Source organism: Acinetobacter sp. SFA, assembly GCF_001647535.1.
Classification (GTDB): Bacteria; Pseudomonadota; Gammaproteobacteria; order Pseudomonadales; family Moraxellaceae; genus Acinetobacter; species Acinetobacter pecorum.
This window is the reverse complement of the sequence record NZ_LSZI01000018.1, coordinates 73,943-91,018: the sequence shown is the minus strand read 5'-3', so window position 1 is coordinate 91,018 and position 17,076 is coordinate 73,943. Positions and strand designations below refer to the sequence as shown.

11 protein-coding genes, 8 tRNA genes and 1 pseudogene are annotated in these 17,076 nt (G+C 45.6%); 14 read left to right on the top strand and 6 right to left on the bottom strand.

Annotated elements, in window-relative coordinates; genetic code table 11:
- Nucleotides 1-44: 44 nt before the first annotated feature.
- The 3 genes from AY607_RS10300 to AY607_RS10290 all read left to right on the top strand — a co-directional run bounded on the left by AY607_RS10300 (nt 45) and on the right by AY607_RS10290 (nt 7,204).
- The gene (locus AY607_RS10300; protein WP_064102469.1) at nt 45-2,117 is read left to right on the top strand and encodes a methyl-accepting chemotaxis protein; all 2,073 of its coding nucleotides are present in this window, start codon (nt 45-47) and stop codon (nt 2,115-2,117) included.
- A 167-nt stretch (nt 2,118-2,284) separates the two neighbouring features.
- Complete coding sequence (locus AY607_RS10295; protein WP_064102468.1) at nt 2,285-6,742, top strand: Hpt domain-containing protein; 4,458 nt, start codon at nt 2,285-2,287, stop codon at nt 6,740-6,742.
- A 3-nt stretch (nt 6,743-6,745) separates the two neighbouring features.
- Nucleotides 6,746-7,204 (top strand): hypothetical protein, encoded by a 459-nt coding sequence (locus tag AY607_RS10290; protein WP_064096409.1) that lies wholly within the window; start codon nt 6,746-6,748, stop codon nt 7,202-7,204.
- A gap of 63 nt (nt 7,205-7,267) precedes the next feature.
- Here AY607_RS10290 and dapE read toward each other — a convergent pair whose 3' ends face one another.
- The 3 genes from dapE to AY607_RS10275 all read right to left on the bottom strand — a co-directional run bounded on the left by dapE (nt 7,268) and on the right by AY607_RS10275 (nt 9,667).
- The gene (gene dapE / locus AY607_RS10285; RefSeq protein WP_064102467.1) at nt 7,268-8,404 is read right to left on the bottom strand and encodes a succinyl-diaminopimelate desuccinylase; all 1,137 of its coding nucleotides are present in this window, start codon (nt 8,402-8,404) and stop codon (nt 7,268-7,270) included.
- Nucleotides 8,405-8,526: 122 nt separating this feature from the next.
- Nucleotides 8,527-8,676, bottom strand: a complete 150-nt coding sequence (locus tag AY607_RS10280) for an entericidin A/B family lipoprotein (RefSeq protein WP_064096407.1) — start codon at nt 8,674-8,676, stop codon at nt 8,527-8,529.
- Nucleotides 8,677-8,791: 115 nt separating this feature from the next.
- A complete protein-coding gene (locus AY607_RS10275; RefSeq protein WP_064096406.1) occupies nt 8,792-9,667 on the bottom strand; it encodes a DUF1853 family protein in 876 nt (291 codons plus the stop codon).
- 87 nt (nt 9,668-9,754) lie between these two features.
- On the opposite strand from AY607_RS10275, the pseudogene AY607_RS10270 reads away from it, so the two are divergent.
- The 11 genes and pseudogenes from AY607_RS10270 to AY607_RS10220 form a co-directional block, all read left to right on the top strand.
- Nucleotides 9,755-10,108, top strand: a pseudogene (locus AY607_RS10270) (YbaN family protein); the annotation flags it as partial.
- Nucleotides 10,109-10,248: 140 nt separating this feature from the next.
- The gene (gene elsL / locus AY607_RS10265) at nt 10,249-10,782 is read left to right on the top strand and encodes a cell wall-recycling L,D-carboxypeptidase ElsL (protein ID WP_064096404.1); all 534 of its coding nucleotides are present in this window, start codon (nt 10,249-10,251) and stop codon (nt 10,780-10,782) included.
- Nucleotides 10,783-11,276: 494 nt separating this feature from the next.
- Nucleotides 11,277-11,352, top strand: a tRNA-Val gene (locus AY607_RS10260).
- A 28-nt stretch (nt 11,353-11,380) separates the two neighbouring features.
- Nucleotides 11,381-11,457, top strand: a tRNA-Asp gene (locus AY607_RS10255).
- A gap of 48 nt (nt 11,458-11,505) precedes the next feature.
- Nucleotides 11,506-11,582: transfer RNA gene (locus AY607_RS10250), tRNA-Asp, on the top strand.
- A 21-nt stretch (nt 11,583-11,603) separates the two neighbouring features.
- Nucleotides 11,604-11,679 (top strand) — tRNA-Val (locus AY607_RS10245).
- A gap of 14 nt (nt 11,680-11,693) precedes the next feature.
- Nucleotides 11,694-11,770 (top strand) — tRNA-Asp (locus AY607_RS10240).
- A 69-nt stretch (nt 11,771-11,839) separates the two neighbouring features.
- Nucleotides 11,840-11,915: transfer RNA gene (locus AY607_RS10235), tRNA-Val, on the top strand.
- Between the two features lie 14 nt (nt 11,916-11,929).
- Nucleotides 11,930-12,006 (top strand) — tRNA-Asp (locus AY607_RS10230).
- A gap of 106 nt (nt 12,007-12,112) precedes the next feature.
- Nucleotides 12,113-12,188, top strand: a tRNA-Val gene (locus AY607_RS10225).
- A 72-nt stretch (nt 12,189-12,260) separates the two neighbouring features.
- A complete protein-coding gene (locus AY607_RS10220) occupies nt 12,261-12,722 on the top strand; it encodes a DUF2750 domain-containing protein (RefSeq protein WP_064102466.1) in 462 nt (153 codons plus the stop codon).
- Nucleotides 12,723-12,745: 23 nt separating this feature from the next.
- Here AY607_RS10220 and AY607_RS10215 read toward each other — a convergent pair whose 3' ends face one another.
- From AY607_RS10215 to AY607_RS10205, 3 genes are all read right to left on the bottom strand, one after another.
- Nucleotides 12,746-13,540, bottom strand: a complete 795-nt coding sequence (locus tag AY607_RS10215; RefSeq protein WP_064102465.1) for a YdcF family protein — start codon at nt 13,538-13,540, stop codon at nt 12,746-12,748.
- Between the two features lie 98 nt (nt 13,541-13,638).
- Nucleotides 13,639-16,275: a PepSY domain-containing protein gene (locus tag AY607_RS10210; RefSeq protein ID WP_081408814.1), complete on the bottom strand. Its 2,637-nt coding sequence runs from the start codon at nt 16,273-16,275 to the stop codon at nt 13,639-13,641.
- Nucleotides 16,276-16,445: 170 nt separating this feature from the next.
- Entirely contained in the window at nt 16,446-17,006 is a 561-nt protein-coding gene (locus tag AY607_RS10205; protein WP_064096401.1) for a YcxB family protein, read from the bottom strand.
- Between the last annotated feature and the right edge of the window lie 70 nt (nt 17,007-17,076).

The window sequence follows — 17,076 nt, the reverse complement described above, 5'->3', positions numbered from 1 at the left end:
GTCGCGCTCGAAAGTAAGCAAGGCGTCAACCGGGGAGAGGCTGCATGGGCTTTAAACTTAAAAAGAAAAATACAGGTGAGAGCACTGGCCGCAAGGGCGGTAATGCTTTTTTAGCTAAGATTCAAACGCAAATAGATCAGTTATCACGTGTCTTCGGTGATAGTGAGAAATCAAAACCGCTGATCTATGGAGCAGCAGGCTGTCTTTTAGCCGCACTGATCACTTTATTGTATCTTTTTTATAGTGTACCACGTACCAACGAACTTACTCAGAGTCTGGGTGACCTGCGTCTCCTCTCGCAAACCATTTCGCGCCAGGCGACTGAGGCGACCGCTTCCGGTACACCAGAAGCTATGAAAAACCTGACTGACTCGCAAAAAGCCTTTGCTGAAAATCTTGAGACAGTTAAAAGTATTCACTCCAATAATGATGCGTTGCAGGCAGTTGATAAACAGTGGACAGAAGTTTCCAGCAGTATTGATCTGATTACCTCGCAACAAAAGATTATTAACCAGTTATACGACACCAATATCGCGATTGGTGAGGCAATTCCGGGGATTCAGGCCGAATATAACTTGATGGTTGACCAGATGGCACGTCAAGACATGCCGTCGAACCAGGTTGTTATTGCCAAAAACCAGGTATTTATTGCGGAACGTATTTTGCGTTCGATCAGTCTGGTACTGACGGGTACTGATGGTTCACGTGAATCTGCAGATGACTTCAGTGCCGATACCGAAACTTTCGGCTCATATTTAAATGCTCAGTTAAATGGTTCTGCTGAACTGGGTGTACAGCGTATTGATGATCCAACCCTGCGTGAATCTCTGGAAGGAATCAAGGCTGAATATGATGACGTACTGGAATCTGCATCAGCAATTATTCTTAAAAACTCTGCACAGATCGTCAAAGTTCGTCAGGCTGCTGCATCAATTTTTTCCCAGTCTGATGTACTTTTAGACAACCTGAATAAATTATCAGGTAACTCAGGTCTTAAAACAGTAGTTCCAGCTGTCCTGCTGATTGCATTATTAGTCAGTTTCTTGCTGTGTGTATTCAAGTTACTTTCTCTGCGTGGCTTGTCAGATAAGCAGCGTGTGGGCCGTTTACAAGAAGAATATGACCGTAACCAGAATGCGATTTTACGTTTACTCGATGAGATCGCCGACCTTGCAGATGGTGACTTACGTTCATATGCAACGGTATCTGAAGACTTTACCGGTGCGATTGCCGACTCGATTAACTTTGCGATCGACCAGTTACGTGACCTGGTATCGCGTATTACTGAAACTTCACAAGAAGTTGCGCAATATACCGCGACCACACAAAGCATTACCAACCAGTTAGCTGAAGCATCTGAACATCAGGCACAAGAAATTGCTGGTGCTTCTGCAGCGATTAATGAAATGGCGATGTCGATTGATCAGGTATCTGCCAACGCCGATGAATCAGCTGTGGTAGCAGACCGTTCGGTACAAATTGCTGCAAACGGTGCAGATGTTGTACAGCGCTCGATTGAGGGTATGGACACGATTCGTGAACAGATTCAGGAAACCTCAAAACGTATTAAACGTCTGGGTGAATCTTCTCAGGAAATTGGTAACATCGTAGCCCTGATTAACGATATTGCCGACCAGACCAACATCCTGGCATTAAACGCAGCGATTCAGGCCTCGATGGCGGGTGAAGCAGGTCGTGGTTTCGCGGTCGTTGCCGATGAAGTACAGCGTCTTGCAGAACGTTCTGCCTCTGCAACCAAGCAGATTGAAGGTCTGGTAAAAACCATTCAGACGGATACGAACGAAGCCGTAATCTCGATGGAACAAACTACGGCTGAGGTTGTGCGTGGTGCGAACCTGTCTAAAGATGCCGGTGTGGCACTGGATGAGATTCAAACGGTATCGAATAACCTGGCAAAACTGATTGCGAACATTTCTGATGCTGCGAAACTGCAGTCGGCTTCTGCGGGTCATATTGCGACCACGATGAATGTCGTACAGGAAATTACCTCGCAAACCACCAGTGCGACCTTCGATACAGCGCGTTCGGTATCCGAACTGGCAAACATGGCCGATGCATTACGTGAATCTGTAGCTGACTTTAAACTGCCAGAATAAAGTCAGAAATGATGGGGAAATGTGTCTTGACTGCGGTTGAGACACATTCAAGAAATACAGATAAAGCCTCGACAAGATGTACTTAACTTCATACGTTAGGTATCGCGTGACGGTCACAATTAAGTTTGAGCGCCCTTCTTGGCGGCATAACGTAAGAAGCATGAGCTATGAAAGAAATATTAAAAAATTTAGTTGAAACGACAACGCTTCCTGAAGATAGTTATCTTGACCAAGATGCAGAAATTCTTGAAATTTTTGTTGAAGAAATTGAAGAAATCTTCGTTGAGTTAAATGCTTTATTTCCAGAATGGTTAAGTCATCCAGATCATCAAGAAAATCTGAAGACTATTCGTCGCCATTTTCATACCTTGAAAGGTTCAGGCCGTATGGTCGGTGCCAAATCGGCAGGAGAGATGGCCTGGGCGGTGGAAGATACCCTGAATCGGGTTTTGTCGGGTTCAATTCCACTGACACCGACCGTGCAGAAATTTGCTCAAGCAGTATTGAATATCTATCAATATGCTTTATATCCGAAATTCAAACAAGTCCAGCCGCTTGATCTCGATCTGCGCCCAATGGTGCTGTTGGGGCAACAATTACAACAACAAATTACACCTGAACCTGCGCTGCAGGAATTATTGATATTGGCAGATCATTTAACTGCAGAAGGTCAAATAACAGGTCTTGAATTTGCAGATAATGCAGACAATGGGTTAGGTGCAGCTGAGCCAGCTCTAGCTCAAGTAGAAATCCCTGTTCGCAGTGATATTGAAGAGACAGTGGCAATCTTTATTGAAGAAGCAGAAGAGCATCTGGATACGATTGCGACTTTCCTTCGTACTGAAGATGAAAAATCACAAGATTATAATGCCCTGATCCGTGCGATTCATACCCTGCGCGGCAGTTCATCCATGGCGCAGATTGAGCAGATTTTTGAAGCCAGCTCCAAGGTGGAACATCTGTTCAAAACTTTGCTACAGGATGAAATTGCTTCTACTTCAAAAGAAACTGCTTTGCTGATTCAGTATGCGGAGTTCGTGAGTGACTATCTGCACCTGCTACGTCAGGGCAATACCGCAAAACTGGATACGGTCTATGCAACCTTTGAACGTGTCTGGCATGATTATGGCTTTGCAGTTACTGAAAATAGTATTCAGACACAGGGTCTGGTGTCCAAACTGGTTGAGCTGGATATTGATCTGTTGCTGGATGCCGAGTTTGAATTTGATAAACGCGCCCAGGTTGATTATCCGGAATATATTCAGGCACTCAGTCAGCAGGCTGCAGAATTGCTGGCCCATACAGAGAGCCGGGCAGCCCAGGGTATTCATGAATTTACCAGTGATCTGAAATCGGCTTATGATGCATTGCTTGAAAAGCCAGTGTTATTGAAGAGCAATTATGCCTATGAGCTGTTTGCACAGGCGCATCAAGAGTTTATTCATTTGTTTGATACCCTGGCCGCAGGGCAGCGTGTCATTCTGAATGAAGAAATTCAAAAAATACTCAGTGAATTGTCTGCATTTGTGCAGCAGGATCTTGAAATACCTGCTGAAGATCATGCAATTCAGCATGTTCAGGTAACGACAGAAGTTACCCAGGCAGCCGAACCTGTGGCAACAGCCAGTGTCGATTTTGCAGGCTTGAGCCAGCGTATTGCTTTGGATCGTCAGCAGCAGCAAAGTGCTGAGACCAACCGTGATTTTGATGAAGAATTATTAAGTATCTTCCTGGAAGAAGCAGATGAATTGCTTGCAGGCATTGATGAAGACCTGAATACCTGGAGCAAAAAGCAGGATGATACAGCTTCGCTGAACAACCTGATGCGTCATTTGCATACCTTAAAAGGTGGTGCAAACATGATCTCAGCTTCACATATCGGCTTGATTGCGCATGAACTGGAAAGCATTTATGAACGTGTAATCCGCCAGCAAATTGCCGTGACCCCTGCTTTAATCCAGGTTATCCGTCTGGTACAGGACAACGTTTCGGATCGGATTCAATCCATTCGTGATGAAGGCATTGACTATCCTGCAACGGAAGCGATTTCAATTCTGCAGAATATTCAGTCGCTAGTTTCCGGACAGGCTGGGACTGCTGTTGAAAGCGCAGTTGCTGCAATTGAAGTGGAAGAGATTGAAGCTACAGCAATTTCTGAACCGCAACTGGCAGAATCAGCAACGACGGAGCAACCAGTTGCTGATCTGGCTGAAACTGAAGAATTACCGGCAATTTCGCAACCTTCTGCTGATGCAATTAATGATAGTTCAGTGGAACGTTCTGAAGAAGATGAACTGAAATCCATTGTAGAAGAATCTTTCCTCGAAGAAGCCGAAGAAATTCTGGTAAATGCCGAGAAGCTGCTCAATCAATGGTTTGACCAGCGTAGTGACCGTAGTTTATTGCTGCAATTACAGCGTGCTGCCCACAGTATCAAGGGTGGCGCACGTATGGTAGATGTTGAAGAAGTGGCCAGCGTTGCCTATGAGCTGGAAACGTCTTTCGAGCAGTTTGCCGTCTATCAGTTTAACTCGAATGCCTATGATGGTCTGTTGCAGAAAACCCTGACCTGGTTAAGACAGGCGATTTTCCAGCGCGACTATAGCGGTTTTGAGCAGCTGCACAGCAGTCTGAAAAAGATCGCCTTTGTGGATGTCACGGCACAATTGCCTGAGCGTCTGGCGAAAACAGACAATCTGGTGGTCAGCGACTTTGGCTTTGTTGAAGGCGATGGTACTGAACCACCACACATGATGGGTGAATGGGCGGATAGTGGAGCCAGCGATACCAATAACGAGATGATCCGTATCTCTGCCGATCTGGTCGAGAAGATGATTGACCTGTCTGGTGAGAACTCGATTAACCGTTCACGTATCGAGATGGATCTGGGCCAGCTTGGCAATACACTGAACGAAATGGAACTGGCGATCAAGCGTCTTGCCGATCAGTTGCGTCGAATGGAAGGAGAGCTGGAATCACAGATTATTGCCAAACATGGTTCAGAGAATTCGCGCTATGCTGACTTTGACCCGCTGGAAATGGACCAGTATTCGTCGCTCAACCAGCTGTCTAAATCACTGGCAGAATCTGCATCGGATTTGGTCGACTTCAAGAGTACCTTAGCCGACAAAATTCGCGAAACTGAAGGGCTGTTATTACAACAATCCCGTATTCAGGCCGAAATTCAGGAAAGCCTGATGCGTACCCGTCTGGTTCCGTTTGACCGGATGCTGCCGCGTTTACAGCGTATCGTGCGTCAAACCTCGACCACCTTGAACCGTCCTGCAGAACTGATCGTGCAAAATACCGAAGGTGAACTGGACCGGAATATTCTGGAGCGTCTGGTCACCCCATTCGAGCATATGCTGCGTAATGCAATTGATCACGGTCTGGAAGATACTGCAGATCGTATCGCACTGAACAAGCCGGAAGTCGGTTCGATTGTCTTGAATATCAGCCGTCAGGGAACCGATGTGATCGTGTCCTTTAGTGATGATGGTAAGGGGATTGATGCAGAGAAAATTCGTGAGAAGGCCTTAAGTCAAGGCCTGATCAAAGAAGACCAGACACTGGATTCGGAAGAGCTGTTACAGTTTATTTTCCATCCGGGATTCAGTACCGCGAAAGCAGTGACCCAGATTTCCGGTCGTGGAGTCGGTCTGGACGTAGTACAAAGTGAAATCAAATTGTTGGGTGGTCATGTGTCGGTCAGTTCACAACTGGGCCAAGGCACTATCTTTACCATTCGTGTACCGACTACCGTAGCAGTCAGCGATGCCTTGATGGTGAAAGTAGGCGATCAGCAATACGCGATTTCTCTGGCTCAGATTGACCGAATTGTGCGTATTGCGCCGATCACATTGGAAACGTACTTCAACAGTAACGACGACTATTTCAAGATCGATGGCGAAAAATATAAGCTGCGTTATTTATCTGAATTTGTGGGTAACCAGCCGATTCCACGTCTGAATAATGTTGGACATTCATTGCCGGTGCTGTTGATCAAAGGCAATAGTGGTCAAACCATTGCCTTGCTGGTCGATCAGCTGGTCGGTTCACGAGCGCAAATTGTAGTGAAACCGATTGGACATCAGTTTGCCACTATCGGTGTAGTGGCGGGTGCTACGATTCTGGGTGATGGTCAGGTTTGTCTGATTCTTGATGGACAGAATATTGCCCGTCAGATTCAGGCGACACAGCGTGTCAAACAGCTGCATGATCAGCGTGATGGATCACGTTATTCCAATGCACGCCGTCTGGTAATGATTGTCGATGACTCGGTGACTGTACGTAAGGTAACGTCGCGTCTGCTTGAACGTCAAGGCTATGATATTGTCACTGCCAAAGATGGTGTGGATGCGATCGAGCAGCTTGAAAACGTCAGACCGGATCTAATGTTGCTGGATATCGAAATGCCGCGCATGGACGGTTTTGAAGTGACCAATCTGGTCCGTCACCATGATATTCACCGTGACTTGCCGATTATCATGATTACCTCACGTACCGGTGAGAAACATCGTGAACGTGCATTTAGCCTGGGCGTAACGCACTATATGGGTAAACCGTTCCAGGAAGCGGAACTGCTGGCCAATATTCAACAACTGATTGCTGAAAAACAGGGGTAATACATGAGTCAGACCAATTCAAGCGGCAAACTGGCTGATCAGATTAGCCAGCAGGAACTTCAGCATCTGATTACGGTATCGACCGGATTTATTGATGCCTATATTATTGACTGTCATGGTAAAGAACCGATGCTGTTGCCACAAAACATTGTCCTGTCAGCCCTGGATAGCAATACCCAGGTCAAGACAGTGGAATGGCATGAGGCACAGTTGCCGGTCTATGCAGTGAATGATCCGTTACGTCAAAATGGGGTGGCATTGGTGATTGAGGGCGATGAAATCAATCAGCGCTTTGCCCTGATGTGCAATGAAATGCCGAACACCATCCGGATTCGTATTTCCGAAGTAGTCGATGTCGATCAGCAGGTAAATGATCCTGCCATCTTTCAATATGTGCGCATGGATGAGCGGCTGTTCCATATTCCAAATATGACCCATATTCAGGCTGCAATTGGACTGTAACTAAAAGCAACAACTAAAAAAGGAACTCTATAGAGTTCCTTTTTTATTACGTTATCTATTTATTTAATTCGCAAGTAAGTTGACCAGGATCTGCTCATAAATTTCAGCCAGTGGCTCTAGGTCGGCAATATTGACATGCTCATTGATCTGGTGGATCGTAGCATTTAACACGCCAAGCTCCAGTACTTGTGCACCGGTAGGCGCAATAAAGCGGCCATCAGAAGTACCACCTGAAGTGGATAGTTCGGTTTCAGTGCCTGTTACATTCAGAATAGCATTTTTAGCTGCATTCACCAGTTCGCCGACAGGAGTCAGGAAAGGCAAGCCCGATAAAGTCCAGGAAACATCATAGTCCACACCATGACGATCCAGAATTTCCAAGGTACGTGATTTGAGTTCTTCGGCAGTCACTTCGGTTGAATAGCGCCAGTTGCACAATAGGTTCATGGTACCGGGAACAACATTGGTTGCGCCTGTACCTGCATTGATATTGGAAATCTGGAAAGAGGTTGCCGGGAAATATTCATTGCCATGATCCCAGACTGTGTCACATAACTCGGCAATCGCTTTAGAGGCAGTATGAATCGGATTTACCGCCAGATGGGGATAGGCCACATGACCCTGTTTGCCTTTGACTGTGAGATTGGCATTTAACGAACCACGACGGCCATTTTTGACAATATCACCCAACGTATTGGTACTAGACGGCTCACCAACCAGACACCAGGTGATTTTTTCATTACGCGCTTCGAGTGTTTCAATCACTTTCACCGTACCATTAATCGACGGACCTTCTTCATCTGAAGTGATCAGGTAGGCAATCGAGCCTTTATGGTCTGGATGTTTTTCTACAAAACGTTCTGTTGCAACCACCATAGCTGCCAAAGCGGTCTTCATGTCGGCACTGCCACGACCATAAAGCTTGCCATCACGGATCTCAGGTAAAAATGGATCTGAGTTCCAGGCATCAAGATTCCCTGTTGGAACGACATCGGTATGGCCAGCAAAACAGAATACCGGGCCTTCTGTACCTTTGCGTGCCCAGATGTTATCTACATCTTCAAAACGCATGGATTCAATATTGAAACCAACCTTCTCTAGACGTTCAGCCATAATATTTTGGCAGTCATGATCGATAGGGGTAACGGAAGGCTGGCGTAATAGTTGCAGACTTAAATCGAGGGTAGCGGAAGAGCTCATGCAGTTTTCAACAGTCGATAATTTTCTCGGCCCTATGATAGGCGAATATGAGCTTGAATGTGAATGAATGAGATAAAAAAAACCCTATCTAAGATAGGGTTCTGTGAACGATCAGGAAAAAACTAGTTTTGACGAATTTCATCAGAAGTTTTTTCAGCAGTGTTGGTTACTGCATTCCCCGCTTTAGACACATCTTTGCCCATGCCTTTTACGGTGTTACAGCCAGTCAATACAAAAGCCATCATTAATGAAGCAGCAAGAATTTTTTTCATCATCATCTCCGTATAATCAATAATAAAATTATTATGATGTGGGACTTAGAGTAAAAAATATACGCTCTAAAAAATATGTGGTTTTCATAGTGCTTCGGTTAATAAATGTAATGCTTTATAGGGGCTTATGCGATGAGTTCAGAATCAGCACCGGTTGTCGGTACATATAAAAATCGTTGCTGTCGGCTTTTTTATAAAGTCCATTCGTCCACCAGCGCGCAGTCAAACTACTTGGCTGGGCTTGCGGATAAATCCATTCATGTCGTTGCAGACGGTAGAAACCGTGCCGGGCTGCAGGAATATACTGTCCCCATAAACCCAGACGACGTTCGGTATTGATCCACGCAGGAATCGGCTGGTCAGCACGATGTGTAGGCAGATATAACTGTCCTTTCAGGACGCAATATCGTCTTTGAATGGAATACTGCAAAGCCTCATCAAACTGGAATTGTTTTTGTGTGAAATGTTTCATTTTTCTGATCAGAGTATCGGTACGGTTCAGGCCATACCAATGTGGCAGGCTAAAATCTGCTTCGGCCAGATAATATTTTAATGCCACTTCCCAATGTTCAATCTGTCCTGTATCAGTATTTAATAACAGAAAATCCAGCTCCCCCAGGGTTTTTGCGCCTTCAATCTTTTGCAGACTATGAGCAAGCAGCTGATACGGATGATAGGCATCATCCAGTAACCAGAACCAGATCAGCATTTCAAAGCGCAGCCCTAAACGTGTACTTTTCAGTTGCTGCACAAATTCGATTAATTCTTCTGGATGCTGATCAAGAAATTCTAAACGTGGATGGTAACGGCTGAGATAGTGCTGCCAGGTCTGGCTGTCATGCAGTTCAAAGTGATGCATAAGCTCAAGTTTATCCGGAATACCGGACAAGATATTCGGACTGCCGACAGCGAATGCCAGCTGACGCACCAGAGGATGTTGATAACGTTGCCATACTTCTACAAGATTTTGGTTTAAACTGGAAAAGGGCATAGTACAACCTGTGAAAAGTGCAGAAATACAACGGACAGTATCGGAAAACGCTTTATACTACCTGAATTCTGCGGTTAGGGTTGATGTATGAAAGTGTTGTTTTGGCGAAGTCTGGTGGTGCTGTTTGTGATCCTGGGCTTTATCGGTGCAATCCTGCCGGGTATGCCAACAACGGTCTTTTTGATTCTGGCCGCCTGGGCCTCATCCAAAGGCTGGCCACAAATGGATGCCTGGTTATTGAATCATCCTAAATATGGCCCGACCTTAAGAGATTGGCGTGCCCATGGTACTGTGCCGCGTAAGGCCAAATGGTTAGCCAGTATTATGATGCTGATCAGTGGAATTATCATGCTGTTTACCACGGCGCCGTTGGCAGTCAAAGCATTTACTGATATTACCATGCTCATTGTCGCGATCTGGTTATGGCGACGCCCTGAACCCAATCCGGTCATCATTCAGCAAAATGCAGTCGACCTAGAAAAGACAGATATGCCGGCAGCGCAGTCTGCAGAGAGCCAGTTAAATCCAGAAAAGTCAAACAAAGCAGAATTAAAGAAAGTAGAGTCAGAGAATAACAAGTCATGAATAACTTACAGCTGGATCAAGCCGACATCCTGATTGACCTTGCTCAACAAAAACTGTATCTGCCACGTCTAGACAGGCAATATCTGATCTCTACGGGTAAAAATGGAATTGGCGAAACTGAAAACAGTGGCCAGACTCCTCGTGGCTGGCACAAGGTCGCCGAAAAATTTGGTCAGGATGCTCCCTTAAATAGTGTATTTGTGGCACGTCAGGCGACAGGTGAAATTTATAATGCCGAATTGGCGGCAGAATTCCCGCAGCGGGACTGGATTCTGACACGCATTTTATGGCTGAGTGGCCTTGAAGCTGGTTTTAATCAAGGCCCGGGCTGTGATACCTATCAACGATATATCTATATTCATGGCACTCCAGAAACTGAAAAGATGGGGGAGCCACTGTCGCATGGCTGTATCCGCATGCGTAATCCAGAGATCGCTGAACTATTTGACCTGATCAGTGAGGATGCACTGGTTTATATTTCAGAGCAGCCATTGGATCTAAATTTGCTGGATTTTTCGAAGAGCGAATAAAATGTAGATTTTAAGATCATGTGAAAATGATTTTATTTTTATGGGTTGAATCTGCTTGTTTGAGACAGCAGAAGAAATTCATCAATCTGACCCAGCTGGTATTTTCCTCGCATGAAACGGATTAAATCATGAGTTGCAGATTAGGTTTTCTGTCATGTTCTGAATAAAAATAAATGACAGCTGAAAGATTACATGAACACAACGTCGAGTATTTTAAAGCTTTGTATAATCCTTAATCAGAATCGCAGCACATGGCATCGCTAAGACTGAAACTTCGCAGGGTAAGACACAAAATTTTGCTTCAACTTTCATTTTGAAAATTAAAAAATTTCGGTAGAGACTTAAAAAATAAACAAAAAGTGTTGTTTTTTTTAACAAACAACCTATTTTTTAATCACTCACACCTAAAAAGTGGAAAACATTCCGAAAAGCGTTTGACAGGCTGTGCAGATTCTCTATAATGCACCCATCAAACGATGATAGACGTTTAGAAAGGGCGCTTAGCTCAGTTGGTAGAGCGTCTGCCTTACAAGCAGAATGTCGGCGGTTCGATCCCGTCAGCGCCCACCAAGCTCTTTCACGTTGAGACCTTATAGTTGCAGCGGTAGTTCAGTTGGTTAGAATACCGGCCTGTCACGCCGGGGGTCGCGGGTTCGAGCCCCGTCCGCTGCGCCACTTTAAGATCTTGATTTTCGTTTGCCACATTAGCGACATTGTGTAAGTGCAGCGGTAGTTCAGTTGGTTAGAATACCGGCCTGTCACGCCGGGGGTCGCGGGTTCGAGTCCCGTCCGCTGCGCCATTTATACGATAGACCTTTTGAGGGCGCTTAGCTCAGTTGGTAGAGCGTCTGCCTTACAAGCAGAATGTCGGCGGTTCGATCCCGTCAGCGCCCACCAGATTCTTTTGCGATGCAGCGGTAGTTCAGTTGGTTAGAATACCGGCCTGTCACGCCGGGGGTCGCGGGTTCGAGTCCCGTCCGCTGCGCCATTTCAAGAGAAATTAAATTGAGGTCCCTGAGCCTGAATTTAATAAACTAAAGATTGACAATCTTTATCAGGGCGCTTAGCTCAGTTGGTAGAGCGTCTGCCTTACAAGCAGAATGTCGGCGGTTCGATCCCGTCAGCGCCCACCAGATTCTTTTGCGATGCAGCGGTAGTTCAGTTGGTTAGAATACCGGCCTGTCACGCCGGGGGTCGCGGGTTCGAGCCCCGTCCGCTGCGCCATCTTAAGATGAGAAGCTTGGATTCCTGAGATCTAAGTTTTCCAGATACCAAGACAACATTCCTTGTTAGTCTTGCGTCATTAAAAACAACGCTGTTGTTTTTCTCAGGGCGCTTAGCTCAGTTGGTAGAGCGTCTGCCTTACAAGCAGAATGTCGGCGGTTCGATCCCGTCAGCGCCCACCATATCTTCTTGCCTCAATTCTGTTTTTTCCTTAGAATCTGATTCTATTATAATAATATTAAGATTTCACGACCATGAGAAATCCCTATCAGCGCAAGGCAGCGTCCAAATTTCAACATACGGTATACGACCCTCAACAACTTTATAAGCAATATATTGAAGCCATTGTTGCCAATGCTGGCATTTTTGCGCTTTATCAGGATGGCTGGGCTTTGTGTGCCACGCCTACCGGACAACGTGCATTTGCCAGCTGGCACAGTAAAAGTCTGGCGCGACTGCTCATTAAAGATAATTGGGTGAATTACGATATTCAGGAAATTAGCCTCAAGGATTTTGTAGAAAAAGTCATTCCTTTTTTACGCCAGGAAAGTACCATTGTCTCGCTTGACCTGACGCCAGAAGGACAGAATATTCTGGTGGCACCAGAAAAACTATTACTTGATATTAAGAACTATCTGTATCAGATCTATATGCAAAAGCCGGAACTGTTTAAAAATCCGGACATGCCTTTGCCCAGAAAGATTCGTTTAAATTAATTTTCCTGTTTTTCAACATTTTTTTATTTAAATAGTGAATATTCATTTAGCAGCCAGCCACTAATCAAAGCAAAATATTCACGAAGCCAGGAATTGTAGCGGACATTCTGGGGAGTGCTGGCACTCAGACTGATGACGTGTTGATAACCCTGATGTCTGGCAATGGCCCGCGCGCGAGGGCTATGAAAATCGCTGGTGACAATCGCAATGGGTTCATGTTGTCCTATATTCTGTTGTTTCAAGATCCCTTGAGAATATTGCAGGTTCTGTTGGGTACTTCTGCTTTGATCTTCTAAACTAATCGGATTTTTGAGCTGCGGATAGGTCCTATGAATATAATTTTGCATGACTTCAGCTTCGCTCTGTCTTTCCCAGAGATTTCGTCCACCGGTCATAATCATCAAGGTATTGGGATAGCGTTTTGCATACTTTGCTGCAGTGTCCAGACGATTTTTCAGAATGGGGGAAGGCTGACCCTGGTCAATGCCACTGCCTAATACCAGAATTGCTGTAGCGGGTTGTGTTGGAATATTGGAGTTGATCGACATCTGGATATAGGCGAAGAAGGCCGCGACACTGATGATCCAACAAAAAAAACCGCCCCAGAGACAGTTCCAGAACCATGTCCTGAACCGGGAATTCTGTTTCCAGCGCTGAATAGATGAAAAAAGCAGGGCGTACAGGATAAGTGCTACACCAATCATGAGAAACAGGGTGATGGCAAAATGCCTCTGCCCATGGCTCATTAACCAGATACTATATATGCAGAGAACCAAGCCAGAAATCAGGCTGAGACTTCGTTTCAGTTGCTTGAGCATCCACGTTTCCTTTTTCTTATCAATATTTTTATTATTACTTCTGTATCTTCAAATAAAAACCGGGCTATTGAGCCCGGTTTTTATTATATCAGCTTATATTAATATACATCACGGCGATAGCGGCCATCCAGACGTAATTGATCTAGTACGCTTTCACCGAGAATATCAGTCAGCGCCTGATCTACATCGCTGGCCATACCATTGATGCTACCACAGACATAGATCACTGCACCTTGAGCAATCCAGGCTTTCAGTTCTTCAGCCTGTTCACGCAGTTTATGGTGTACATAAACTTTTTGCTCCTGGTCACGAGAGAAGGCCAGATCGAGACGTTTCAGAGTTCCCATTTGCAGCCAGGCCTGAATGGTTTCTTTAAAGAAGAAATCATGTTCACGCTGACGTTCACCGAAGATCAGCCAGTTCAGGGTATAGTCCTGACGGTTACGTGCACTGAGCAGACTTAATAGTCCTGCAATACCGGTACCATTACCAATACAGATAATCGGACGGTTGTCATTAATCAGGTGGAAAGAGTCATTGCTGCGAATACGTAGCGCAACGGGTGCATTCAGTGCTGCATGTTGAGTCAACCAGCCGGACCCCAATCCCAGATTACCCTCGGCATCGGTTTTCTGACGCACTACCAGACGCAAAACCTGCTGGCTTGGAATGCTGGCAATCGAGTATTCGCGCGTTGGCAAGGTTGGTAACTGGACAAGAAGCTGATCCAGAGAATCAAAAGGTTCAGCCTGAGTCAGATCACGGTCCCAAAGCGCCTGTTCAATGCTTTGTTGCAGAGATGGGACCTGTGTACCGGCAGCAATCTGGTATTTTTGCATAAATGCACGAATACGTTCCGGGCTATTTCCTGGCTGGATCTCGGCAATATCACCTGCCTGCCAGACTGCTTCATGCTCGGGAACCAGTTCAATATTGAAGGCAGGGGCACCTAGACTACCGGGATTCAGCAGTTCACGTTTGCTCAAGATCCACTGATCAAAAGTCTTATCAATATTCATTGCTTGCAGTTCAAGTCGAGTCACCCGTGCAAGTGCAGTATTCCACTGCTGAATATGCTCATTATTGGCATTATCTACTTCAATGGTCTTGAAAAGCTGGTGCGCACCGTTCTGGTGTAGCCACTGGTCAATTCGATGGCCAAAGCTGCAGTAGGTGTCCGGATATTCCCGAGAGCCCAAGGCCAATACTGCATAGCTTAAATGACTAAGATCAGCTTTTGCAGACAGGATTTTTTTCTCAAAAGAAGAGGCCCGGTCCGGTGCTTCTCCCGTGCCATACGTACTGGCAACAAATAATACCTGTTCGGTTTTCTGTAACTCGTCTAGTGTGAGCTGCTGCACCGGCTTGACGGTTACAGGTTGCCGCGCCTCCTGCAGGGCAGTCGCTGTACGCCAGGCCAGCTGCTCGGAAACTCCTGTTTGTGTGGCATAAGCAATGAGCCACGGTTTGGCATTTGGATCTAAAGGCTGAATCATTGTAGCTTGACGTGCTGCCAAGGTTAATTTTTTCTGCTTGCGGCGTTTCAGATAGAGCATCCAGCCGGTCACAAAAAACAAGGGCATCAACAAGGCTGCGACCATGACAAAGAACTGGTAGATCGGACCAAAGAAACTACCTCGATGCACCGGTAACATGCTACTCATGATTTTTTCATTGAGCTTTTTATCTTCGTACATTTCAACTTTGGTGAATTCAGCCGTCCGGTAATTATAAGTAGCATTGTTCCGGGCGCGTTCATGCTGTACTACAGGGTCGACAAAGCTCAGCTGCATTTCGCCATCCGGTTTTTTCGGCAGGTTAAATGTCACAGTCGAGTATTTGTGAGCAAATTGAGTATTAAAACCAGCCCAGCTCAGATCCAGTGCGCGAGAGATATTTTCTGGATTCATGCCAGTTTCTTCACGTCCTTCACCACGAGCACCGCGTTCGCCACCCTGACGGCCTTCACCTCGTGCCTCACCTTCAGCACGTGGGCCACGGTCGCCACCTTGACGGCCTTCACCACGGTTATTGCCGGCATTGGTCTGCATTTCCGGTTGCGGGCGATCCACACCCAGCACCTTAAACATGCCGTTGCGCCACCAGTCATAAGACCAGTACAGGCCGGTACAGGCCAGAATCAGGTAGAAAATCACTACCCAGGTCCCCACAACCGCGTGCAGATCCCAGATAAAATTACGGCCTTTCAGTTGAGGTTTTATAAACAACCATTGCTTGATCGAATGACGTTTCGGCCAGCGCAGATAAAGGCCTGACAGTACGAAAAAGATCAGCATCAGGGTACAGGCGCCGGTAATCTGTTTACCCACCGGGCCCACTGTTAAATTACGGTGCAACTGCTGAACAAACTGGAAAAATTCCCGGCCCTTAATCTCTGGCAATACTTCTGCGGTATATGGATTGACCATGATGTTCTGGCCACGCCGCGCACCTTCTTTAGCAACATTTACAGTACTTGAAGCACTTGGGTCTTGTGCCACGGTAATACTGTTGATCTTCATGTCAGGTGCAGTATGGTTAAAGTGCTGATATAGCTGGGCAGGCGTAAGTTTTTCACGTTGTTGAACCTGAACCGTATAACTGTCGCTATTTATCCATTTTAATATTTGTTGTTCATAGGAATAGATTGCGCCAGTGACCCCCATTATCGAGAGGATTAAACCTGCTGTAATCCCCAGAAACCAGTGGATTTGGAAAAATGTCTTTTTAATCATGGTGGTCAGATTAAGGGTAAGCGATAAAAATAATGCCAAAATTATAACTGAAATTTAAGCCTAAATTATAGATGTTGAAGATAATATTTATTCTCATTATCATTCAATGTTGTGTGATTAAAAAAACCTCCATGCCGAGGCAGGAGGTTTTTTATGAAAGAATGAAGCGGTTAAATTTGTTTTGCCGGACCGACTTCTGCTTCAAGATGTTTGCGAATCGTGGCAAAAGAAAAGTTTTTGCTGTCCAGACGTTTAGGCAGGATGTATGCACCTTGCTGGCCTTTAACCTTGAAATTGACCAACATAAATTCTGGTGTGTTGTACCATTCATAGATGTCTTTCCAGCTAATCGCGCCAACACCTTCTTGCATACCCATTTTTTGGCGCATCACGATACCGTGCGGCTGTACGCCCAGGCGAACGCCCTTGATTTCCTGAACCGGAAATTCATTCATCTTGCGTTTAACATACCATTCCAGACCAAAGGTACGGATCAGGTAATACAACACCACACAGACAATCGCTACCCAGCAGAACACGGTAGAGTAGTTCTTCAGAAGCAGAATGCCCAGAATAGAAAGTGCAACAACAGCACCCATAATCAGCCATGCTTTCATGCCAATTTTATTGGTACTACGCCAGATCACCAGCTGAGCATGACGTTGCTCGGCTTCTGAAATTTCATAGTTCACAGGCTGGAGGGTATAAGCGTATAAATTTTTCGCGGTCATAGGGAAACTAGCAGATTTTAAACTGTAAAAAGTTTAGCATTAATTGTACCAATTCAGTGAGTATATTGTT

Bases quoted from the DNA above. Each gene is read 5' to 3' on its own strand.
- AY607_RS10300 (WP_064102469.1), top strand. From the start codon at position 45: ATGGGCTTTAAACTTAAAAAGAAAAATACAGGTGAGAGCACTGGCCGC.
- AY607_RS10295 (WP_064102468.1), top strand. From the start codon at position 2,285: ATGAAAGAAATATTAAAAAATTTAGTTGAAACGACAACGCTTCCTGAA.
- AY607_RS10290 (WP_064096409.1), top strand. From the start codon at position 6,746: ATGAGTCAGACCAATTCAAGCGGCAAACTGGCTGATCAGATTAGCCAG.
- dapE (WP_064102467.1), bottom strand. From the start codon at position 8,404: ATGAGCTCTTCCGCTACCCTCGATTTAAGTCTGCAACTATTACGCCAG.
- AY607_RS10280 (WP_064096407.1), bottom strand. From the start codon at position 8,676: ATGAAAAAAATTCTTGCTGCTTCATTAATGATGGCTTTTGTATTGACT.
- AY607_RS10275 (WP_064096406.1), bottom strand. From the start codon at position 9,667: ATGCCCTTTTCCAGTTTAAACCAAAATCTTGTAGAAGTATGGCAACGT.
- elsL (WP_064096404.1), top strand. From the start codon at position 10,249: ATGAATAACTTACAGCTGGATCAAGCCGACATCCTGATTGACCTTGCT.
- AY607_RS10220 (WP_064102466.1), top strand. From the start codon at position 12,261: ATGAGAAATCCCTATCAGCGCAAGGCAGCGTCCAAATTTCAACATACG.
- AY607_RS10215 (WP_064102465.1), bottom strand. From the start codon at position 13,540: ATGCTCAAGCAACTGAAACGAAGTCTCAGCCTGATTTCTGGCTTGGTT.
- AY607_RS10210 (WP_081408814.1), bottom strand. From the start codon at position 16,275: ATGATTAAAAAGACATTTTTCCAAATCCACTGGTTTCTGGGGATTACA.
- AY607_RS10205 (WP_064096401.1), bottom strand. From the start codon at position 17,006: ATGACCGCGAAAAATTTATACGCTTATACCCTCCAGCCTGTGAACTAT.